At 44.8% G+C, this 17,845-nt stretch carries 18 protein-coding genes; 5 read left to right on the forward strand and 13 right to left on the reverse strand.

Annotation, left to right across the window (positions count from 1 at the left end):
• Positions 1 to 76: 76 nt before the first annotated feature.
• Together ACLSSO_RS16910 and ACLSSO_RS16915 are read right to left on the reverse strand one after the other, a co-directional pair.
• Positions 77 to 715 (reverse strand): alpha/beta hydrolase, encoded by a 639-nt coding sequence (locus ACLSSO_RS16910; RefSeq protein ID WP_295904578.1) that lies wholly within the window; start codon positions 713 to 715, stop codon positions 77 to 79.
• A complete protein-coding gene (locus ACLSSO_RS16915) occupies positions 712 to 2,265 on the reverse strand; it encodes a S41 family peptidase (protein ID WP_413943489.1) in 1,554 nt (517 codons plus the stop codon). Before ACLSSO_RS16915 ends, ACLSSO_RS16910 begins: the two co-directional genes overlap by 4 nt.
• 198 nt (positions 2,266 to 2,463) lie before the next feature.
• Here ACLSSO_RS16915 and rfaD point away from each other — a divergent pair, with 198 nt between their 5' ends.
• Genes rfaD through ACLSSO_RS16930 form a run of 3 tightly spaced genes read left to right on the forward strand, consistent with a single transcriptional unit; the run spans position 2,464 to position 5,967 of the window.
• The gene (rfaD, locus tag ACLSSO_RS16920) at positions 2,464 to 3,432 is read left to right on the forward strand and encodes an ADP-glyceromanno-heptose 6-epimerase (RefSeq protein ID WP_295902618.1); all 969 of its coding nucleotides are present in this window, start codon (positions 2,464 to 2,466) and stop codon (positions 3,430 to 3,432) included.
• A gap of 10 nt (positions 3,433 to 3,442) precedes the next feature.
• Entirely contained in the window at positions 3,443 to 5,185 is a 1,743-nt protein-coding gene (locus tag ACLSSO_RS16925; RefSeq protein ID WP_413943490.1) for an aromatic amino acid hydroxylase, read from the forward strand.
• Positions 5,185 to 5,967, forward strand: coding sequence for a TrmH family RNA methyltransferase (locus ACLSSO_RS16930; protein WP_413943491.1), 783 nt, complete (start codon positions 5,185 to 5,187; stop codon positions 5,965 to 5,967). The genes ACLSSO_RS16925 and ACLSSO_RS16930 overlap by 1 nt, the downstream gene beginning before the upstream one ends.
• A 27-nt stretch (positions 5,968 to 5,994) precedes the next feature.
• Here the strand turns inward: ACLSSO_RS16930 and ACLSSO_RS16935 are convergent, their stop codons facing one another.
• From ACLSSO_RS16935 to ACLSSO_RS16985, 11 genes are all read right to left on the reverse strand, one after another.
• Positions 5,995 to 6,990: an ABC transporter substrate-binding protein gene (locus ACLSSO_RS16935; protein ID WP_413943492.1), complete on the reverse strand. Its 996-nt coding sequence runs from the start codon at positions 6,988 to 6,990 to the stop codon at positions 5,995 to 5,997.
• On the reverse strand, positions 6,980 to 7,690 hold the full coding sequence (locus tag ACLSSO_RS16940) for an ABC transporter ATP-binding protein (RefSeq protein ID WP_413943493.1): 711 nt from the start codon (positions 7,688 to 7,690) through the stop codon (positions 6,980 to 6,982). The genes ACLSSO_RS16935 and ACLSSO_RS16940 overlap by 11 nt, the downstream gene beginning before the upstream one ends.
• Complete coding sequence (locus tag ACLSSO_RS16945) at positions 7,680 to 8,435, reverse strand: ABC transporter permease (RefSeq protein ID WP_413943495.1); 756 nt, start codon at positions 8,433 to 8,435, stop codon at positions 7,680 to 7,682. Before ACLSSO_RS16945 ends, ACLSSO_RS16940 begins: the two co-directional genes overlap by 11 nt.
• A gap of 72 nt (positions 8,436 to 8,507) precedes the next feature.
• Entirely contained in the window at positions 8,508 to 8,759 is a 252-nt protein-coding gene (locus tag ACLSSO_RS16950) for a hypothetical protein (RefSeq protein WP_413943496.1), read from the reverse strand.
• Entirely contained in the window at positions 8,759 to 9,160 is a 402-nt protein-coding gene (locus ACLSSO_RS16955) for a hypothetical protein (RefSeq protein ID WP_413943498.1), read from the reverse strand. Before ACLSSO_RS16955 ends, ACLSSO_RS16950 begins: the two co-directional genes overlap by 1 nt.
• 5 nt (positions 9,161 to 9,165) lie before the next feature.
• A complete protein-coding gene (locus ACLSSO_RS16960; protein ID WP_367276383.1) occupies positions 9,166 to 9,582 on the reverse strand; it encodes a PspC domain-containing protein in 417 nt (138 codons plus the stop codon).
• A gap of 10 nt (positions 9,583 to 9,592) precedes the next feature.
• Complete coding sequence (gene ribD / locus ACLSSO_RS16965; RefSeq protein WP_413943499.1) at positions 9,593 to 10,777, reverse strand: bifunctional diaminohydroxyphosphoribosylaminopyrimidine deaminase/5-amino-6-(5-phosphoribosylamino)uracil reductase RibD; 1,185 nt, start codon at positions 10,775 to 10,777, stop codon at positions 9,593 to 9,595.
• A 9-nt stretch (positions 10,778 to 10,786) separates the two neighbouring features.
• Positions 10,787 to 11,842 carry a 4-hydroxyphenylpyruvate dioxygenase gene (hppD, locus tag ACLSSO_RS16970; RefSeq protein ID WP_413943501.1) on the reverse strand — a complete coding sequence of 352 codons (1,056 nt, stop codon included), beginning with the start codon at positions 11,840 to 11,842 and terminating at the stop codon, positions 10,787 to 10,789.
• A 347-nt stretch (positions 11,843 to 12,189) separates the two neighbouring features.
• Positions 12,190 to 13,323: a hypothetical protein gene (locus ACLSSO_RS16975; RefSeq protein WP_413943503.1), complete on the reverse strand. Its 1,134-nt coding sequence runs from the start codon at positions 13,321 to 13,323 to the stop codon at positions 12,190 to 12,192.
• 1 nt (position 13,324) lies between these two features.
• Positions 13,325 to 14,581 carry a DEAD/DEAH box helicase gene (locus tag ACLSSO_RS16980; RefSeq protein WP_295902584.1) on the reverse strand — a complete coding sequence of 419 codons (1,257 nt, stop codon included), beginning with the start codon at positions 14,579 to 14,581 and terminating at the stop codon, positions 13,325 to 13,327.
• A gap of 52 nt (positions 14,582 to 14,633) precedes the next feature.
• Positions 14,634 to 15,149, reverse strand: coding sequence for a hypothetical protein (locus ACLSSO_RS16985; RefSeq protein WP_295902581.1), 516 nt, complete (start codon positions 15,147 to 15,149; stop codon positions 14,634 to 14,636).
• Between the two features lie 158 nt (positions 15,150 to 15,307).
• Here ACLSSO_RS16985 and ACLSSO_RS16990 point away from each other — a divergent pair, with 158 nt between their 5' ends.
• Entirely contained in the window at positions 15,308 to 17,296 is a 1,989-nt protein-coding gene (locus ACLSSO_RS16990) for a M13 family metallopeptidase (RefSeq protein WP_413943504.1), read from the forward strand.
• A 176-nt stretch (positions 17,297 to 17,472) separates the two neighbouring features.
• Positions 17,473 to 17,838, forward strand: a complete 366-nt coding sequence (locus tag ACLSSO_RS16995; RefSeq protein ID WP_295902576.1) for a rhodanese-like domain-containing protein — start codon at positions 17,473 to 17,475, stop codon at positions 17,836 to 17,838.
• Positions 17,839 to 17,845 lie beyond the last annotated feature (7 nt).

Genomic DNA, 17,845 nt, shown 5'->3' on the forward strand with positions numbered 1-17,845 from the left:
CTTTATATTGCATTCACGCAATGTATCGGGTGGCGTTGGAGACTTCTATATGATGGCCATCATGTCTGACAAAAAATTATTTTAAATCGGCAAGTTGATCGCGGACCCAACGTCGAATAATAGGATATTCCTCGTCTTTAAGAGAATGATCTTTCTCCATTTCAACCCAATCCACACGAAGGCCTGCGTCTTTGAGTTTATCCACCCCGTATTTAGTTTCTTCAAGAGGAAGAACGTCGTCCTGGTGTCCGTGTGTGAAAATCCATGGGGTCTGGCGAGCTTCTTGAGAAAGGTTTGCTCTCCAACGAGGGTAGAAATTAAAGTAGCCGCTGATACCAACGATGCCACCTAATTTTTTTGGATAATTCAGACCGATATCAGCACTGATCAAACAACCTTGCGAAAATCCAAAGAGGAAAATCTTTTCGCTCTTCCAGCCTTGATTTTCTAAGTCATTCAAAAGATCAAAAAGTTTTTCGCGAATTTTAAGAACGCCTTTACCTTGAAACGGAGGCTCCCCATACCAAGTGTAACCGTCCATAAAGCGACGAGGAGCGTTCAGCAAAAGATAATTCATTTCCGGAAGGTTTAGCTCTTCGTTAAAAGAGAAAAACGGCTTAATGCTGTCACCGCGACCATGCAGAACAATCATTAAATTGTCCGACTTCTTTTTTGCCGGAATAAATTTATGCTTAAATAAATCTGTCGTGATCATAGCCCCGCTCTTGCCACTGTGCTTGCACAGAATAAAACCTGACGCGCTTTTGAGAGTTGAAGATCTTCGCCCGTCGCACTTTCCTCTATATCCAAACATGAATCTGAAGAGTAGAGTTTTCCTGCATTGAGAATTTGTTTCTCAGGCGCACGCAATGGATTGATAAATTGATCGTTTTCGCGGCCTACCCAAATATTATCAAAACTCACCGTCACGTCAGGAGTCAGCCCTTTCATTTGTGGAGAGCGCCCTGACGGCAGATAGTAAAATCCTTTGGTTTCAAAAAGAGCGATCTTTTTATTTTGTGACCAGTACTCGCCTTCCTGGAAAGAACCCTTACCGAAAGTTCTTTCGCCAACAAGAACCGCGCGATTTAAGTCACGCAAAGCTCCCGCCACGATTTCAGAAGCACTTGCAGAGGCGCCGTTGATAAGAACGGCCACGGGAAGATCAAAAATTTTTTCTTCTCCGCCAAAATACTCTTCTGCTTTTTTACCTGGATCGAGATAACGAACTTCGAAGATTTTCTTTTCAGATCCGACAAACAGGCTTGTGATACAAGCCGCTTCTTCCATCTGCCCGCCTGGGTTGTCACGCAGATCTAACAACAATCCACGGACGTGCGCTTTTTTAACAATCTCCAAAGACTCTTTTACTTTTTCACAGGCACCTTTGGCGAATTTGTTAATACCGACAACGCCGATTGGTTTGATACCGTCAATCACGCGTGTGGAAACAGTGGCCACGGTGATTTCTGTGCGACGAAGTTTATATTTTTTCTCGTTCCCGTCGTGACTGACCAAAAGAGTGCTTGCCTCACCCACTTCGCCTTTTAAAAGCTCCGACACGCGCGCCTGCAAAAGACCTTTGAGCTTGTGACCGTTGATCTCTAAAAGAACGTCGCCTTTTTTAAGACCTGCGAGTTTTGCAGGACTGCCTTCTGTCACTTTGCGAATTACATACTGGCCGCCTGAAAGTCCCAACACCACTCCCAAAGCTGTAGAGCGGTTGTCGGCTTTTGAAACGACTTCTTTAAACTGAGAAACCGGCATCAAGTACGTATGTGGATCACGAAACACAGAGATAAATCCGTTCAAACCCAAACCCACCATCATCGATTTTTGCGAAGATGAAATGTAACGAGATTCGAGTTCTTTCCAGGCTTTCATGAAAGAGATCTTCACGGCTTTGTCGGTGTTATTTGCGAAGAAATCTCTCCAGGGCTCAAGTTGTTTTTTCTCGGAACTCATGTCGCTAGACAAAGCTTCATGAACGGGAACTAAGTTTCCCTCGGTGTTGAGGCTTAAGTTAAAACGATTTGCAATTGTGAGAACGGAGTTTGTGCAGGCCAAGAAATAACGCTCGGAGCTTCCACACGTTTGGTCTTGCAGAAGATCTTCCAAGGCAGCTGGGCCGAGCCCCGTCTCAGCCCAGTAGTCCTCAACGGACTTAACCTTGGAAGTGCCACTGTTTGAACGTGACAAGGACAGACTGACCCCCACGGCCAATACAAACAATGAGAATATGAACATGCGTGGTGAACTGAGCACTCATCGCCTCCCGACTAGTGACAATCCTGAGCAATGGATGTGCCTGCTCAGATCGAATTGGTTCCCTTTTGAGGGGCTTTTTCAGTATTTTTTTCTGGGTTGAACAGGGCCTCAACAGAGGTCCTTTTTGCTGCCCCTTTCCTTGAGAAAAAGGCCTTCCTGTAATAGGTTCAAAGGACTAAGAAGGACTGGATTTTTATGATTATTGTTACTGGTGCAAATGGCTTTATTGGCAGTGTGATGGTGTGGGAGCTCAACCAAAGAGGTCATACCGATATCGTTGCCGTAGACTCTGTCGGCCTTTCCGAACGCAATCTTTTGAGCAAAAGAAAAATCAGTCAGTTCCTTTTGAAAGATGAGCTTTGGGCTTTCTTAAATACCGACAAAGCCAAAAAAGAAGTTACGTGGATCATCCACATGGGTGCTTGTTCTTCGACGACAGAAACCAACAAAGAGTTTCTTTGGGAGAACAACACTTACTACACGCAAAGAATTTTTGAGTGGTGCGCTGAACACAAAAAAGACATGATCTATGCTTCGAGCGCCGCAACTTACGGTGCCGGTGAACTTGGTTTTGACGACACAACAGATCCAGAAAAACTTCGTCCGCTTAATTTGTACGGCGAATCCAAAGTTCTTTTTGATCGTTGGGCTTTGAAACAAACGAAAACTCCGCCGCACTGGTATGGCTTAAAGTTCTTCAACGTCTTTGGACCGAATGAATACCACAAAGAAGCGATGTCCAGCGTAGCGTTTAAGGCTTACAACCAAATCAAAGCTAACGGCGCTTTGGGACTTTTTAAGTCAGCCGATCCAAAATACAAGGACGGCGAATTCATGCGCGACTTTGTGTACGTAAAAGATGTCACCGGTTGGATGGCTGAACTTATGGAGAAAAAACCGACCAACGGTATTTACAACATGGGCTTTGGTAAACCACGCACGTGGCTGGATCTTGCAAGTTCTGTTTTCTCTGCCATGGGTAAAGAGATGAAAATCAACTGGCTTGAAATGCCTGAAAATATTCGTGGTCAATATCAGTACTTCACAGAAGCAAAAACAGACAAATGGTCGGCAGCCGGAATGAGTGCAGCGAAATGGCCTTTGGAAAAAGCTGTGGCTGATTACGTGCAAAACTATCTTTCTAAAGACGATCCTTCACTGTAAGCGAGACAACATGGAGACGGACTTTTTACCACCGCACTTAAGAAAATACGTCGTAGAACAACACTACGAAAAGTATACTCCTGTGGATCAAGCTGTGTGGCGCTATATCTTGCGCCAACTCAAAGCTTTTCTTTCTAAACATGCACATGAGTGTTACGTCGAAGGTTTGCAAAAAACCGGTATCGACATCGAACGCATTCCGCACATTGATGACATCAGCAAAAAACTGCAGGCGTTTGGCTGGAGAGCCTTGCCAGTGAGCGGATTTATTCCGCCAGCAGCCTTTATGGAGTTGCAATCTCTAGGAGTTTTGCCGATCGCTTCGGACATGCGCAGTCTTGATCATCTTCTTTACACGCCAGCTCCTGACATCGTTCACGAAGCTGCGGGACATGCACCGATTTTAATTCATCCCGAATTTTCTGAATATCTTCGTCAGTACGCTCAGATCGCAAAGAAAGCGATCATCAGCAAGGAAGATTTGGATTTGTACGAAGCCATTCGTGAACTTTCGGACATCAAAGAAAATCCAAGCTCTACACCAGAACAAATTAAAAATGCAGAAGTGACCTTAGAAAAAGTGGGTAAAAGTATTTCCCATATTTCTGAAGCTTCTGAACTTTCGCGCATGAACTGGTGGACAGCGGAATACGGCCTTATCGGTAAACTTGATAATCCAAAAATCTTTGGCGCCGGTTTGCTTTCCAGCGTTGGCGAATCCAAGTGGTGCCTAAGCGATAAAGTTAAAAAAATTCCTCTCACTGTGGATTGCATTAAAACGGGTTACGATATCACAGAGCCACAACCTCAATTGTTTGTTGCTTCTGACTTCAAAAACCTTTCTCAAGTTCTTGAAGAAATGGCGTCGAAGATGGCGTTCCGCTTAGGCGGCCTTCAAGGTTTAGAAAAAGCCATTCAAGCGCAATCCGTGAATACTGCAGAACTTAATTCCGGAATTCAAATCTCAGGTCAAATCGTTGAAGCGATCACGGATGACAGTGGAAAACTTGCTTACCTGCGTTTGCAAGGCCCCTCACAACTTTCTTATGCAGATCAGGAACTTTCCGGTCATGATAAAAAATATCATGCTCACGGTTTTGGAACTCCGGTCGGCTATTTGAAAGCTCATCCTGAACAATGCCCGTCCACTTTCACTGAAAAAGATTGGGCGGCTCTTCATGTTGAGCCCGGAAAGAACACACGTCTTGAATTCACTTCCGGCGTTGTGGTGACCGGAACAGTGCAAAGTCGTCTGACTAAAAACGGAAAAACTTTGATCGTCACCCTTTCTGATGCGAAAGCGGAATTCAAAGGGCGTGTGTTGTTTGCTCCGGAATGGGGCACTTTTGATATTGCAATTGGCTCTTCTGTGACTTCTGTCTTTGGCGGACCTGCAGATCGGGAAGCCTATGGCGAAACTTCAGATTTTGTTGCCAAACGCGTTCCGATTCCAAAATATTCGGGCTTTGAACTGACTCGTCACGATCACTACGGCAACGTTCGTAAAATTCGTGAAAGCAAGATCACGGGTGACGAGCTGGTGAAGTCTTTAGAAAAAGTTATCGACGCTCATCGTGCGATCTTTCCAAATGATTGGCTCCTGTTCCTGGAGGCTCTTGAAATCGTCAATGCAAGAGCACCCCAATCTCCTCTGAAAAAACAATTGGAATTGGATTTAGCAAGCCTTTCAGAAAAAGACGAAAAAACAAAAGGCCTTATTCACGACGGCCTTACCCTGGCGGGAGCCCTTTAATGAAACGTCCCTTTGAGGTGCGCATTGTTCTAGTGCGCACTATTTACGAAAGAAATATTGGATCTACTTCCCGTGCGATGAGCAATATGGGTTTCGATAAGCTTGTTCTTGTAGCTCCAGCTTGCGAAATCACTTATGAAGCTCAGCAAGCGGCAGCAACCGGTCAAACAGGTCTGCAAAATCGCACAACCTATGCGACGTGGGATGAGTTCTTAGAAAAAGAGCCTGAAAGTATTAAGATTTGCTTCACAGCTCGTGATGGCAAAGGCCGTCAAGTGCGCGATATCGACGACGTTCTTACCGACATCGCCGATCATGCTCCGCAATTTCAAACACAGAGTGATATCCCCGTTGTTGTCCACTTGATTTTCGGTCCTGAGGATTGGGGATTGGCTGCAGAAGATTTGGAACATGCGAATTTTTGCGCGTGCCTTCCTACGTTTGGTGAAAACTGGAGTTTGAACTTAGCACAGGCCACACTTTTAGGAATGTTCTCACTTCGCAAAAAATGGGGCGGAGAACGCACAAAGTTGGATGGTGGAAAACTTCGTCGTGCTCCTCAGGGAATCAAAGGTATCGATCCAGATCAGACCTTGAAAACGTGGCTTGAAGAAATGGGTTTTGATCTGACTCGCCAAAGAAAGATCAACGTCTACACAGTTCTGCGCCGTATGCTTTTGCAAAACACACCAACAAAAAAGGAATTGGTGGTTCTAGAAACAGTTCTGCAACAAAGCATCCGCAAACTCCGCGAATGGAAAGCCTTCCAAAAACGAGATTAAAAAAGGGTCCGCACGGACCCTTTTCTTTTACAGCTCTCGGGATTTGATTTCTTTAGGAATAAAACTGCGATCGACTAACTGAGAAAGTTCGATGGGTTTTGCAAGGAGTCCTGCTTCGACGGCCATGTCATGAATAACTTTGATGTCGGCGTCTTCAGGTGTGAGCATGCGGTAGCTTACGCGATCTCCCGGTGTTGTAAGAACATAACGAAGAAGTTTTTCGTCTTGGCGATAATAAGGAGCCGCCACAGCCGCTGCTTTTTCGCGGTGGGTTTCCGCCCATTCGCCACTTTCAGCGATACCTGCGACAAGTTCTCTTACGATATCGGGGTTATTCGCCATCAAATCTTCGCTGACAATTAAAACGCAGGAAATAAATTTCGGCCAGATGTCTTTGGCGTGATACAAAACTCGGCCTACACCGTTTAGTTCTGACTTAGCGGCATGAGGCTCACCGACAAAGTAAGCGTCGATGCTTGAGTTCGCCAAAGCGGCTGGCATTTCAGGAGGAGGAATTTCAACAAACTGAATTTTTTCTGGTGCTACACCTTGGTCCTTCATCAATTTACGAATGACTAAGTACTGATTGCTGTAGCGGCTTGGAATGGCAAATTTCTTTCCTTCCAAATCACGAAGGTTGTGAATCGGTGAATCTTTTTTCACCATCACTGTCGAACCGTCACGATGTCCAAGATAAACGATCTTTGCCTTTACACCTTGTTCGCGCAGTTTCATCGCCATGGGCGCGATAAAGAAAGCGGCCTTCAAACGCCCTGCCTTAAAGGCTTCCGCCATTGTGGGGAAATCCGTAAAGCGCTGGGACACAAAACGATAATCAGGATTGCGGCTTGTCGCAAAGTCGGTCACAGGACAAGTCAGATGGCAAGTCACCGGAAGAAAACCCACGTCCAAAACTTTCTTCGCTGTTTCCGATTTTTTCTTAAAATGATTTCTCATCACTCCAAGACCACCTAAAACAACCGCAGCCAAGACAATTGAAACAATCCACTTTTTATTTTTCAATTTCTACCACCTGTTCAGATTCAAATTTTAAATCCTGCCAAATTTGTTCAACCAGATTTTCTTTGTGTTGTTTGCTCTCATAAAATTTTTGAAACGTGGCAGGTCTTCCGTTCATAATATAAATTTTCTGAGTTAAAGAAAGAGCCTCGGGAATATCGTGAGTCACCAAAACCACGGCCATCGGGAATTCTTTTAAAAGCTCCGACATATATTCACGAGTTTCGCGACGGATTAAATAATCCAATGACGAAAAAGGTTCATCCAAAAGCAAACCATCGGGACGACCGATCAAAGCCCGCGCGATTTCAGATCTTTGTCTTAAACCCCCTGAAAGCTGTCTGGGATAAAAACTCAAAACACGTTTTAAGTCCAAAAGATTGACCAATTTTTCAAAATCCAAACTGCGAGATGCATCAATTCCGCGAAGACCCAGCCGAATGTTTTCTTCGACTGTAAGCCAAGGAAATAAAGCATTGCTTTGATGCACGCGACGCCAAAGGCCCTGCCTCTGAATGGTTCCTGTTGATGGCGAGTCATCCCCGGCAATCAAATGCAGCAATGTTGTTTTACCGCAGCCACTAGGCCCGATAAGACTTAACGTCTCCCCTTCTGCGACTTGAAAGTTAATATCTTTCAAAACCGCGTGCTGTGGATAAGAGAAGCTGACATTTTTAATATCCAAAAGAATTTTACTGCTCATAGCTCCATCTCACGTGGGATTTGCGATTGAGTCTTTGCAGACCATAATCAATGAGGTGGGCGATCACAGCGATCACGATCATATTTAAAACCAAAAGATCGGTGCGCATGCCGTTTCGTGCATCGGAAATAGCAAAACCAACACCTTCTTTTCCCGCAAGCATTTCGGCAGGAACTAGAACAATCCACGCAAGCCCCGAAACCAAGCGAAGCGAAGACACCACTTGTGGAAGAACGGCGGGAAAAAGAATTTCAAAGAAATATTCGGCACCACTGAAATGATAATCGCGGGCCAATTGATCGTAAACTTTCGGCACGTGAAAAACGGCGTTCATCGTTGCAAACAACAACGGGAATACACAACCTAAGAAAATTAAAAAGATCACCGGCATATCGCCGATACCAAACCAAATCACTGCGAATGGAATCCACGCCAATGGTGAAAGACTGCGAAAGAAATTTAAGTAAGGTGAAATAAACTGACGAAAAGATTCACTGCGGCCCAGTAAAAGGCCCATGGGAATTCCGACCAATGCCGAAAGTAAAAATCCGCAGACCCAGCGATAAAGGGACGCCATCACATCAATGAAAAGACGTCCACTTGAAATCTCGTGAGTCGTCGCATCTATGAATGTTTTTAAATAGGGAAAGAAGTCTTCTCGATAAACTTGCAGTCGTGACAATACTTCCCACAACACGACAAGCATAACCAAGAAAAATATCGAACAAACCCGAGACCACTTCATGTCAGTGATCACAACATTATCATTCTGGAAACTCAATTCGTAGTTCTAATATTTCAATTCTTAATGCGCTTCTTAAAGAAGATTCCCGCAAGCACGAATTTTCAAAGTCTTCGGATCAAAAGAAAAAACAACGTTTTCTTGGGAAGTGAGCCTGCTCTTCAAACAAGAGTACAAAGGACCACGGTCCACTTCCAAAGTTTCCGAAACAGTGTCAAAGCGAACTAAAAAATTATTCTTTAAAGAATTCTTTTGCAGGCTTAGGACCTTGCCACTCAAAGCAAGATCCGCAGACGCCAACAAAGGAAGAAAAAGAAAGGACATCATTACGAAGAGATCAAAGCCTCTTGGATTTTGTTTTCTTGTTCACGAATTTCACGAAGGCGATGATCCAGGCGCGACAACATCTGAGCCATAGTCTGTCCTAAATCGTTAAGTTCATGAATACGTTTCAGCGTGATATCTTCTTCGCCTCCGACCAAACGGAGACTTTCAAGCTTTGCGGAATTCAAATCGATCTCTTTAGAAAGAGACTCTAATTTTTGATTGATCTTCTTGCGGTCCTCGACCAGCGCCTTTGTCATCTCGCGGATTTCATCAAGGCTTAGAACTTCGAGTTTTCCAGTTTCAAAGGCATCTTCTTCTTTATCACCTTGGAAGGCTTCCAAGAAAAGAGACCATTCGTTTTTGAGGGCTTTTATGATCGACCTACTACTGTCATCACCCATATATATTAAAATACTCCTGCGCTCTTCGAGCGACTTGCGGATTCATCGGCCTTAGGAACTAAGAAATAACAGAGGCCGTAACCCAGGATCGCAACACCGAAAGTTATCAGGGCTAACAGGACAAAGCCCGTTCTGACTAGGCCCACTTCGATGCGATACCTTTTAGCTATTCTAGCACAGACGCCAAGAAGCTTTCTATCTAGAGCTTGGTCCAGTCTGTCGACGCGGGGCAAGCAAACCGCCAGGATCAAATAAAAGAGGATTCCAGTGCCGAACCATAGGACCGCAATCAACCAAATGACGCGCAATATCCAAGTTTCGATACCCAAAGCATCAGCTAGACCCTTACAAACCCCGGCTAAAGCCCCGTCGCTCGCGCGGGTCCATCTATAATTTGCAGTTGCGGAAGAAGAGGAAGTCATCAAGGCCTCCTTAAAAAGTGCCTGTGATCATGAAGTCATTCCCGAAAGTCAAATATCGAGGATTCTTCACATGAATCTTATCTTTCATTGTCGGCACTCGCACGGTCTCAGTCCATGAACGAGAACCACCCGAGCCCATGATAATCGGAGCTTGGAACATATAAATGCGGTTCACGAGTCCCTGATCGACAAAAGAACTCGCCGTGAAAGCTCCGCCTTCAACCATCACGGAACGAAGTCCCTTGAGATGAAGCTGAGCCAGAAGATCCTCAAGATTGAGATCTCCACCGACATTGGTTTTTACGTAAATGATTTGTGGAGCTATTGAAAGAGTTTTTAAAGTCTTTTCGACGTTCTCTTTCATATCCTCTGCCACACACCAGAAGACATCAGAAGCAGCGTGAATTTGCGCAAGTTTTAAGTCTGCAAAACGATAGAGAAGTTCCGCCTCACCATCAATCACGACAACTTTGTTTTTTTTATTAATTTCAGGATGGCGCACATTGAGCGAAGGATTATCAAAATCAATTGTGCCTTTTCCAACTAAGATCGCATCGTGACAAGCGCGCAGGTAATGAACATATTCGCGCGATTCAGGTCCCGTGATCCACTGACTTTCGCCAGAACGTAAAGCCACCTGTCCATCAAGACTCGACGCCATTTTTAAAGCGACAAAAACTTTTTTCTCGCGGAAATTCCACAGGAATGCTTCGCAGACTTCTTCAAGTTTAATTTTGATTTCCCGATCCTCTTTGAGATCAGCGCTGGAAAAAACTTCGGCTTCAATTCCTGCATTGCGAAGAATATCGGCCCCTTGTCCGGCCACCAAAGGATTTGGATCAATCAAACCGAACGTGACTTTCTTAAGTGGCAGCTTCGCCATCATCTTGGCACAAGAAGGAGTTTTTCCCTCATGAGCACAAGGTTCTAAAGTCACAAAAACATGGGCGTCTTTAAGTTCAGCAGAGGAAAGATTTTTAAGAGCATTCACTTCGGCATGAGGGCCGCCGTAAAATTCATGATGCCCACAAGCGAGAAATCCACCTTGCGCATCCAAAACCACAGAGCCGACTAAAGGATTGGGGCTGACTCGCGTCGCCCCTTTGTAAGCCTCGCTGATGGCAAGTTTCATCGCTTGCTCTTCAGTGAGTTTTGTTCCGCGCTCTGGAAGTGGAATGTGCTTAATGGATTCCATGCACCCTTACTATGTTAAGTAACCGCGTTCTTTTTGATCGCGTTCAATCGCATCAAAAAGAGCTTGGAAGTTTCCGTCACCGAAACCGTCGTGACCTTTACGTTGAATCACTTCATAGAAAATCGGACCGAAAGTGTTCTTCGTGAAGATTTGCAACAAGTAACCGTGCTTATCGCCGTCGACAAGAATCGCGTTCTTTTCAAGACGACCCAAATCTTCTGTCACGTTCGGCACACGGCCCGGCAACATCTCATAATACGAATGAGGCGGCGGAGTGAGGAATTGAATGTCGCTGTTTTTTAACTTCTCAAGTGTTGAAAGAATGTCGTTCGTCAACAAAGCCACGTGTTGAATTCCAGAACCTTTGTATTCATCCAAGTACTCTTGAATTTGTGACTTAGATTCTGTCGGTTCGTTGATAGGCACAGAGAACTTTCCACAAGGCGAACGCATCGCTCTTGAAAGCAGGCCTGTTTTTGAACCACGAATATCGAAATAGTGAGCTTCATAGAAGTTGAAGATTTTAACGTAAAACTCATACCACTTGTCCATTTCACCTTTTGGAACGTTGTTCGTGAAATGGTCGATCACTTTAAAACCAACTCCTTCTGGAGCTTTGTCTTCCGGTTTTACCTGGAAGATTTCGTTGTAAAGTTTGTCTTGGTTCTTATCATCCATGAAGTAAATCAAAGAGTCGCCGATACCGTAGATCGCTGGGAATGGTGTTGCGCCTTTTTGATGATCGTTGCCTTCATAAGGACGAGCACCGCGAGCAACAGCTTCTTTGAAAGCATGTTGTGCATCCACAACACGGAAGCCCGTTGCACAAATGCAATTGCCGTGAAGTTTCGCAAAGTCCGTCGCGAAAGTTTGCGGTTCGCAGTTCAAGATGTAGTTGATATCGCCTTGACGATACAATCTGATATTTTTTCCGTGAACTTGTCCTACTTCTTTAAACGCATAACGCTTAAAAACTTGTTCGAAATAATGAGCATCGGGACCGGAGTATTCGATGAAATCAACTCCATTAAGTCCAATGGGATTTTTCTCTGTAATCTGAGCCATGGTTCCCCCTAAGTCAGAGTAATCACTGAGGTTATTTTGATCAAAACAGACTGACAGTAGCCCCATTTCAGGCGTTATTCAAGCATGAATAAACTTAGGAATATCAAGAGCTTATGACGGCAAAACTGGTCCTGCTCTGACCTGTATGGGCGATTGCAAATTAAAGGTGGGCAATAATAATAGAATTAACTTCATATTTGTTTATAAACTCCGATTCTTAAATCAGAGGGTAGAATGTCCAAACAGAGCACAGAAAAAACACCAGCGTGGTTCTATATTGCTCTGGCTATTCAGACTCTGCTCACCATTCTTTTGATTGGACTGTTAAAAGATCTGATGTGGATCTACTAGTATTCGACGTTTGACGAAAATAAAATTCCGTAAGAGTTGAAACCGCTTGAGGCTGCATCTTTTGGAGTGTTTGAAAGATAATAAATACCCACAATGAATTCATTGTTTCGGCGATTCATCGAAAGACCTGCCGAAAACATATTGAAATCCGCATTCTGAGATTGCGTGTAAGCATATCCGGTCAACAATTCATAAGAACCGGAAAAGCCGTGACGATACCCTAAAGAGCCTTCCCAAACTTCATCGTTTAAATATTTTTCGTTGTTGGAGTTGTAAGCGGACGTTGCACTCACATAGACAACGTCAAAGTACAAAGAATTCGCCGGAGAAAAAATAAATTCCTGTCCTAAACGATACGCAAACGGATTTGTGCCATTAGGATCAAATGATTTGTCCGTTTCTTCCACTGTTGTCGGAGAGCTTGAACTGGTTGCAAAACGCTGTGTGTTTGCTGTCGAAGAAATATCCGCAAGCGTTTTCATTGAAAGACCTATGTGCCAGAAGTCTGTCGCTTTATAAAGAAGTCCCGGAGTTACAAACAAAGAAACCGTTTTTTGTTCCGTCAAATTAAATGACGTCGCCGCCGTGACTCCTGTTTGAAAAGCTCGCGTGTATCCGTAACTTTTTTGCGTTTCTATAGAGACACCTGCGGAAACACCCCAAGCTAAATCAGAGTTTACCGTGTTCGCAAAAGTCACTCCTGTTGCAAGTTCCTGATAATCAATACGCAACAATGTTTTTACAGCCACCCCTGAGGTCGTGTATTCAGATCCGCCATAAATTCTAAAAGCCGTTGGATTAGCAAGAAACACAGCCATTGTTCCATACTGAGTTGGAAAAACGCTGGCTGCAAGAAGCGGACGAACCGTCATCTCTTCTGGATCAACAGAGTACTGAGAAACATTAAACTCCTGACGAGCAACGGCGTTTCCACTGACACTCAAGGCGGTTTCTTTGTTTTGGCGAAAACCCAATCCTGCCGGATTTAGTAAAACATTTCCTGGCGAATCAATCATCGCTCCACCGGAGTTTGCCAAAAATGCTTCGCGATGTCCTACGGGACCTGCGTAATTCACAGCCATGGCAGAAGAGCTGACGAGTAAAAGAAAAGAAATTATCTTTAGACGCACTTTACTTTTCCATTCGTTTGTAAAAATCCAATACCTTTGGATCTACAATAATGGAACGAGGACTCCAGCCGATCAAGTGCAAACCTTCTGAGGAACGCAAGCGGCTTAAAGCGACATACGCATGACCTGGCTCCCACAACGAACTGAGATCGCACCACAAATCATCTAACGTGGCACCCTGACTTTTATGAATCGTGGTTGCATAAGCCAATGTCAGAGGGAATTGAATAACAGACGCCATGACGTTGCCTTCAGCATCTTGCAGAGCAAAAGAAGCTTTATCGACTTGCACTTCGCGACCGTTGTCTTTTTTCACAATGATTTTATCAGTGGCAATATCCGTGATCACGCCACGTGTTCCATTCACCCAACGCTTTTGCGGATCGTTTTGCAAAAACATCACTCGGCAGCCCAATTTTAAAATCAGCTTCACCGGCACCGGAGCTGTCTTCATTAAAAGCTCAACGTGTTTTTCAGAGCCAAAGTAGATCGAATCAATCGTCACTTCTTCTTCGTTGAGTTCGTTAAGTTTCTTTTCATTGAATTTTTCCGCGTACACCTTGCGCCCGAAAAGACGCGTGCCTGGATGATCTTCATCGTGTTCTTGAATGTGTTCATTTAAAAAATCGCGCACTCTTTCACTGGAAAGCCCGTGGCGAACGTCACTTAAAACATCAAGGAATAAATTGTCGGAAACTCTTTGATTGTGAGATAGCATCGACGTTTGAAATCCGCTTTGATTCCAAACCATATTCAAGAAACACCAATCACGTTGTCCCGTTTGCGTGACGGGAGGAAGTTGCGCGAAATCTCCGACAGAAATTATACGCATGCCGCCCCAAGGAAGTTTGGATTCACGGGCTCTTTGTGCCAAAGCTTCAGCGATCATGAGAGCCTGCCCAGGGATCATCGAAATCTCGTCAATGATAACCCCTTCGACTTTGCGAAGGCGCGACATCAAACGCGTGTCTTTGCTTGCACGCTGATAAGTCGCATCGGGCCCGCCCTCCATAATTCCTAGGCCGAAGAAACTATGGAAAGTCCGTCCGCCTAAAAGAACGGCGGCAGCTCCCGTGCTTGCAAGGATCGGCATTTCTTTGGGATCGAGTTCTTTCATGAAGTGACGAACAAGAAAACTTTTCCCGCTACCGGCTCCGCCAGTCAGGAAAACATTTTCACCGGAACGCAGAAGTTCCAGGGCGTCAGCTTGTTCAGGAGAAAGATCAATCGGAGTTCGTGTCATGAATGGAACGATCATGCCATTTCATGATCGTCCCTACAAATGAAATTGAAGCAGAATGCCTCAACGATTAGCGAGAAAATTTACCGTTCAAAGTCATATCGCGCTGTACGATTTCGCAGATTTCCTGCGGGCCACGACGTGGGTCTGTCACTTCCCAACGGCAGCGACGGTCGTAAACACGGCGGTCTAAAAGGCTCACACGGATCGTGTTGTAGTCATCAGCAAAAGATAAGACAACCTCACGTCCATCGATCATGCAAACGCCCGGATCGAAATAAAAACCTGCAGATTCAACCGCGCCCTTGCGAGTCACATAAACCCATTTAAGGTCGTTCATGGAAGAACGGCACTCTGGCATAACCAAGCTGTCGCCTCGAGAATCTTTGTAAAGCAAAGTAGGCTTATTACCTTGGAATGTGATCGTTAATTGGCCACGACGGCCTTCGAAAGAACCTGAGTACACGCCTTCTAGTTTTTTAGCGCGAGAAAGATACTCATCAGGAACTTCACCGTTTTCAATTTTAACAGTCTTACAAGCGGCCAAAGCCGTAGTTGCTAACAAAAGCAAAACAAAACGTTTCATAAAAATCCCCCTCCTGTTCGATTATCCCGGAAGAATAGCGATGACAACTTTTCTAGACCCTTAACGCCCTCGATCATAGTCTCAAAGGCCTTTAAAATGAAATAGAGCGGGATTACCATCTTAAAACGATTAACCAACATAATGGAAAACACATCACCATGCTTAAACTACTTTTGATCTCTAGTTTGGCGCTTTCAGCTCAAGCGAAAACGGCAAAGCCTGTCGTCCCCTCTTCTGCGATTCCTGAAAAAAGGGAGTTTCCTCTCAACACTGAAGTGAATCCTTGTGATGACTTTCACAAATACGTTTGTTCGAAGGCCGAAGCCGCGTTCAAGCTGCGCGATGATCGCAGCATTCACTTGTTTGCGTTCAGCGACTCTCGCGAGCGTCTTTTGGAAGTTAAAAAGAAGTTCATGAAGGAACTTCCTCTGAAAAAAGACTTAGATGCACGCACAGAACAAATCCGCGATATGTATCTCTCTTGCATGAATGCGCCGGAAAGAGCGAAGGATGAAAAAGCCGTCGTCACAAAAATTACTCAGGAAGTTGAGAAAATTAAAACTCCTGAAGAGTTGATCCGCTATTCTCACGCCAATATGCCAAGAGGTTTGGGGAACATGGTTTCCCTTTGGGCTTCACCAAACTTGGATGATCCAAAGAAAATGGACGCCATGCTTTATGCGAACTTCATGCTTCTTCCGGATCACAAATACTATGAACAGCCGGAATTGCTGAAAGAGTACGAAAATCTTTTGACAGTCTTCTTCCAAAATATTTATCCGCATATTAAAAAATCGGAAGCTCAAGCCAAAGCGCAAGGCGTGATTGCTTTGGAAAAAGAATTTATCAAAACATATCCTGTGACAGCGGTTCGCCACCAACGTTGGAGCGAAAAGCGCGTGAGCACGCAAGCAGACCTTGTGAAGAAATATCCAAATCTTCAATTGGGCTTGGCCTTTGATAAAATTCCACCGGAACTTGTTATCAACACGCCGATTCCAGAGGCTTTTGATTTCGTAAATGCACAAATCACGACTCGTCCTTTGGAAGTTTGGAAAGATATTTATCTGTACAAAGCTTTGCAAGATCAGATGGACGATGCTTACCAGAAGTTTTTCAAAACAGGATTTAACTTTGAAAAGAAATTCTTTGGTGGCCCGCAAAAACGTCCGGATCGCCAAGAGCGTTGCACGAACGTCGCTACAGATCATTTCATGAAGGAACTTGACGCTGCTTTGGTTGATAAGGTGTTTCCGAACTTCGATGAAACAAAGATCAACGAAGTGGCTTCACGCATTCGCCAAAGCATCTTGGATGGCTTAAGTGCAAACACGTGGCTTTCTAAAGAAGGTAAAAAGGAGGCGATCGCCAAAATCAAAACAGCTCGCCTGCAGCTTGTGAAACCTCACACTGACAAAGAATGGGATTTCATGCCTCTTCGTACGTACTCGAAGAACAATTACGTGCAAAACGTGATGAAGTACAACGAAGCTCGCTGGGAAAAAACGATGAAAGAAGTTCGTGAACCTGCGAATCAGGATTCTTGGGGCATGGGACCATTGACAGTGAACGCGTACTACAGCAGCAACGAAAACAAATTCGTTTTGCCGATCGGGATTTTGCAATATCCATTCTATGACAAAGACGGATCTGTAATTGAAAACCTGGGCGCTGTTGGTGCGGTGATCGGTCACGAATTGGGTCACAGCATTGATGACAGCGGCTCCAAATATGATTCTCAAGGCCGTTTGAAACAGTGGATGACGACAAAAGACATCATGGAGTTCAATCTTCGCGGTCAAAAAATGATCGATCAATTTGCGAAGGCGGATCATGACGGGAAACTGACTCTGGGTGAAAACGTCGCCGATCTTGTGGGCCTCACATTCGCTTACAATGCAGCTTTCCCGCAAGGTAAAGGCAGCGTAGAAGATAAGAAAAAATTCTTCGTCGCTTACGGTAGATTGTGGTGTTCCGTGACTCGCCCGGATTTCGATAAGCTCATGAGAAAAACCGATCCGCATGCCGCAGGTTGGGCTCGCATCAATGAGCAGGTAAAACATCAAGCCGCTTTCTCTGAAACGTTCCAGTGTAAGGAAGGCGACAAAATGACCTTGCCTGAAAGCGAACGCGTCCACATTTGGTAATTTCCTTCCGAGGGACGCTCCGATTCAAGCGTCCCTCAAATCTTGGGCCTGGGCGGCATAAGTCCAGCGCCCGGAGCGCAATAGAGCGCCCTCGCGCTCAGTCCTCATTACTTTCCTTGCTGTAAATTCCTGCAAATGTTATGGTTAGTCTCTTGGCTGTGACGCAGGAGGAATCTGTGACAGTGAAGTTAGTAAACTTCGAATCTAAAACTGAAAACCCTCATTATGAGGGCGTTTATGACATTGCTCCCGTGGAGCTGCAAAAAATGATGACGAACGTAAAAATGATCGATGTTCGTCAACCGGAAGAATACGTCGGTGAGTTGGGTCACGTGCCTGGATCTGAACTTGTCGTATTGGATACTCTTCCCGATCACCTTTCTAAACTTCCCAAAGACCAAACGGTCGTCTTCATCTGCCGTAGCGGCGGTCGCTCTGCCAAAGCAACGGCTTACGCGATGATGAATGGACTGACTCACGTTTATAATATGCAAGGTGGAATGCTGGCTTGGAATGACCTTCAGCTTCCGGTTGAAAGATAAGAGAACT

Origin of the sequence: Bdellovibrio sp. HCB-162, from assembly GCF_047344985.1 — a bacterium.
Classification (GTDB): Bacteria; Bdellovibrionota; Bdellovibrionia; order Bdellovibrionales; family Bdellovibrionaceae; genus Bdellovibrio.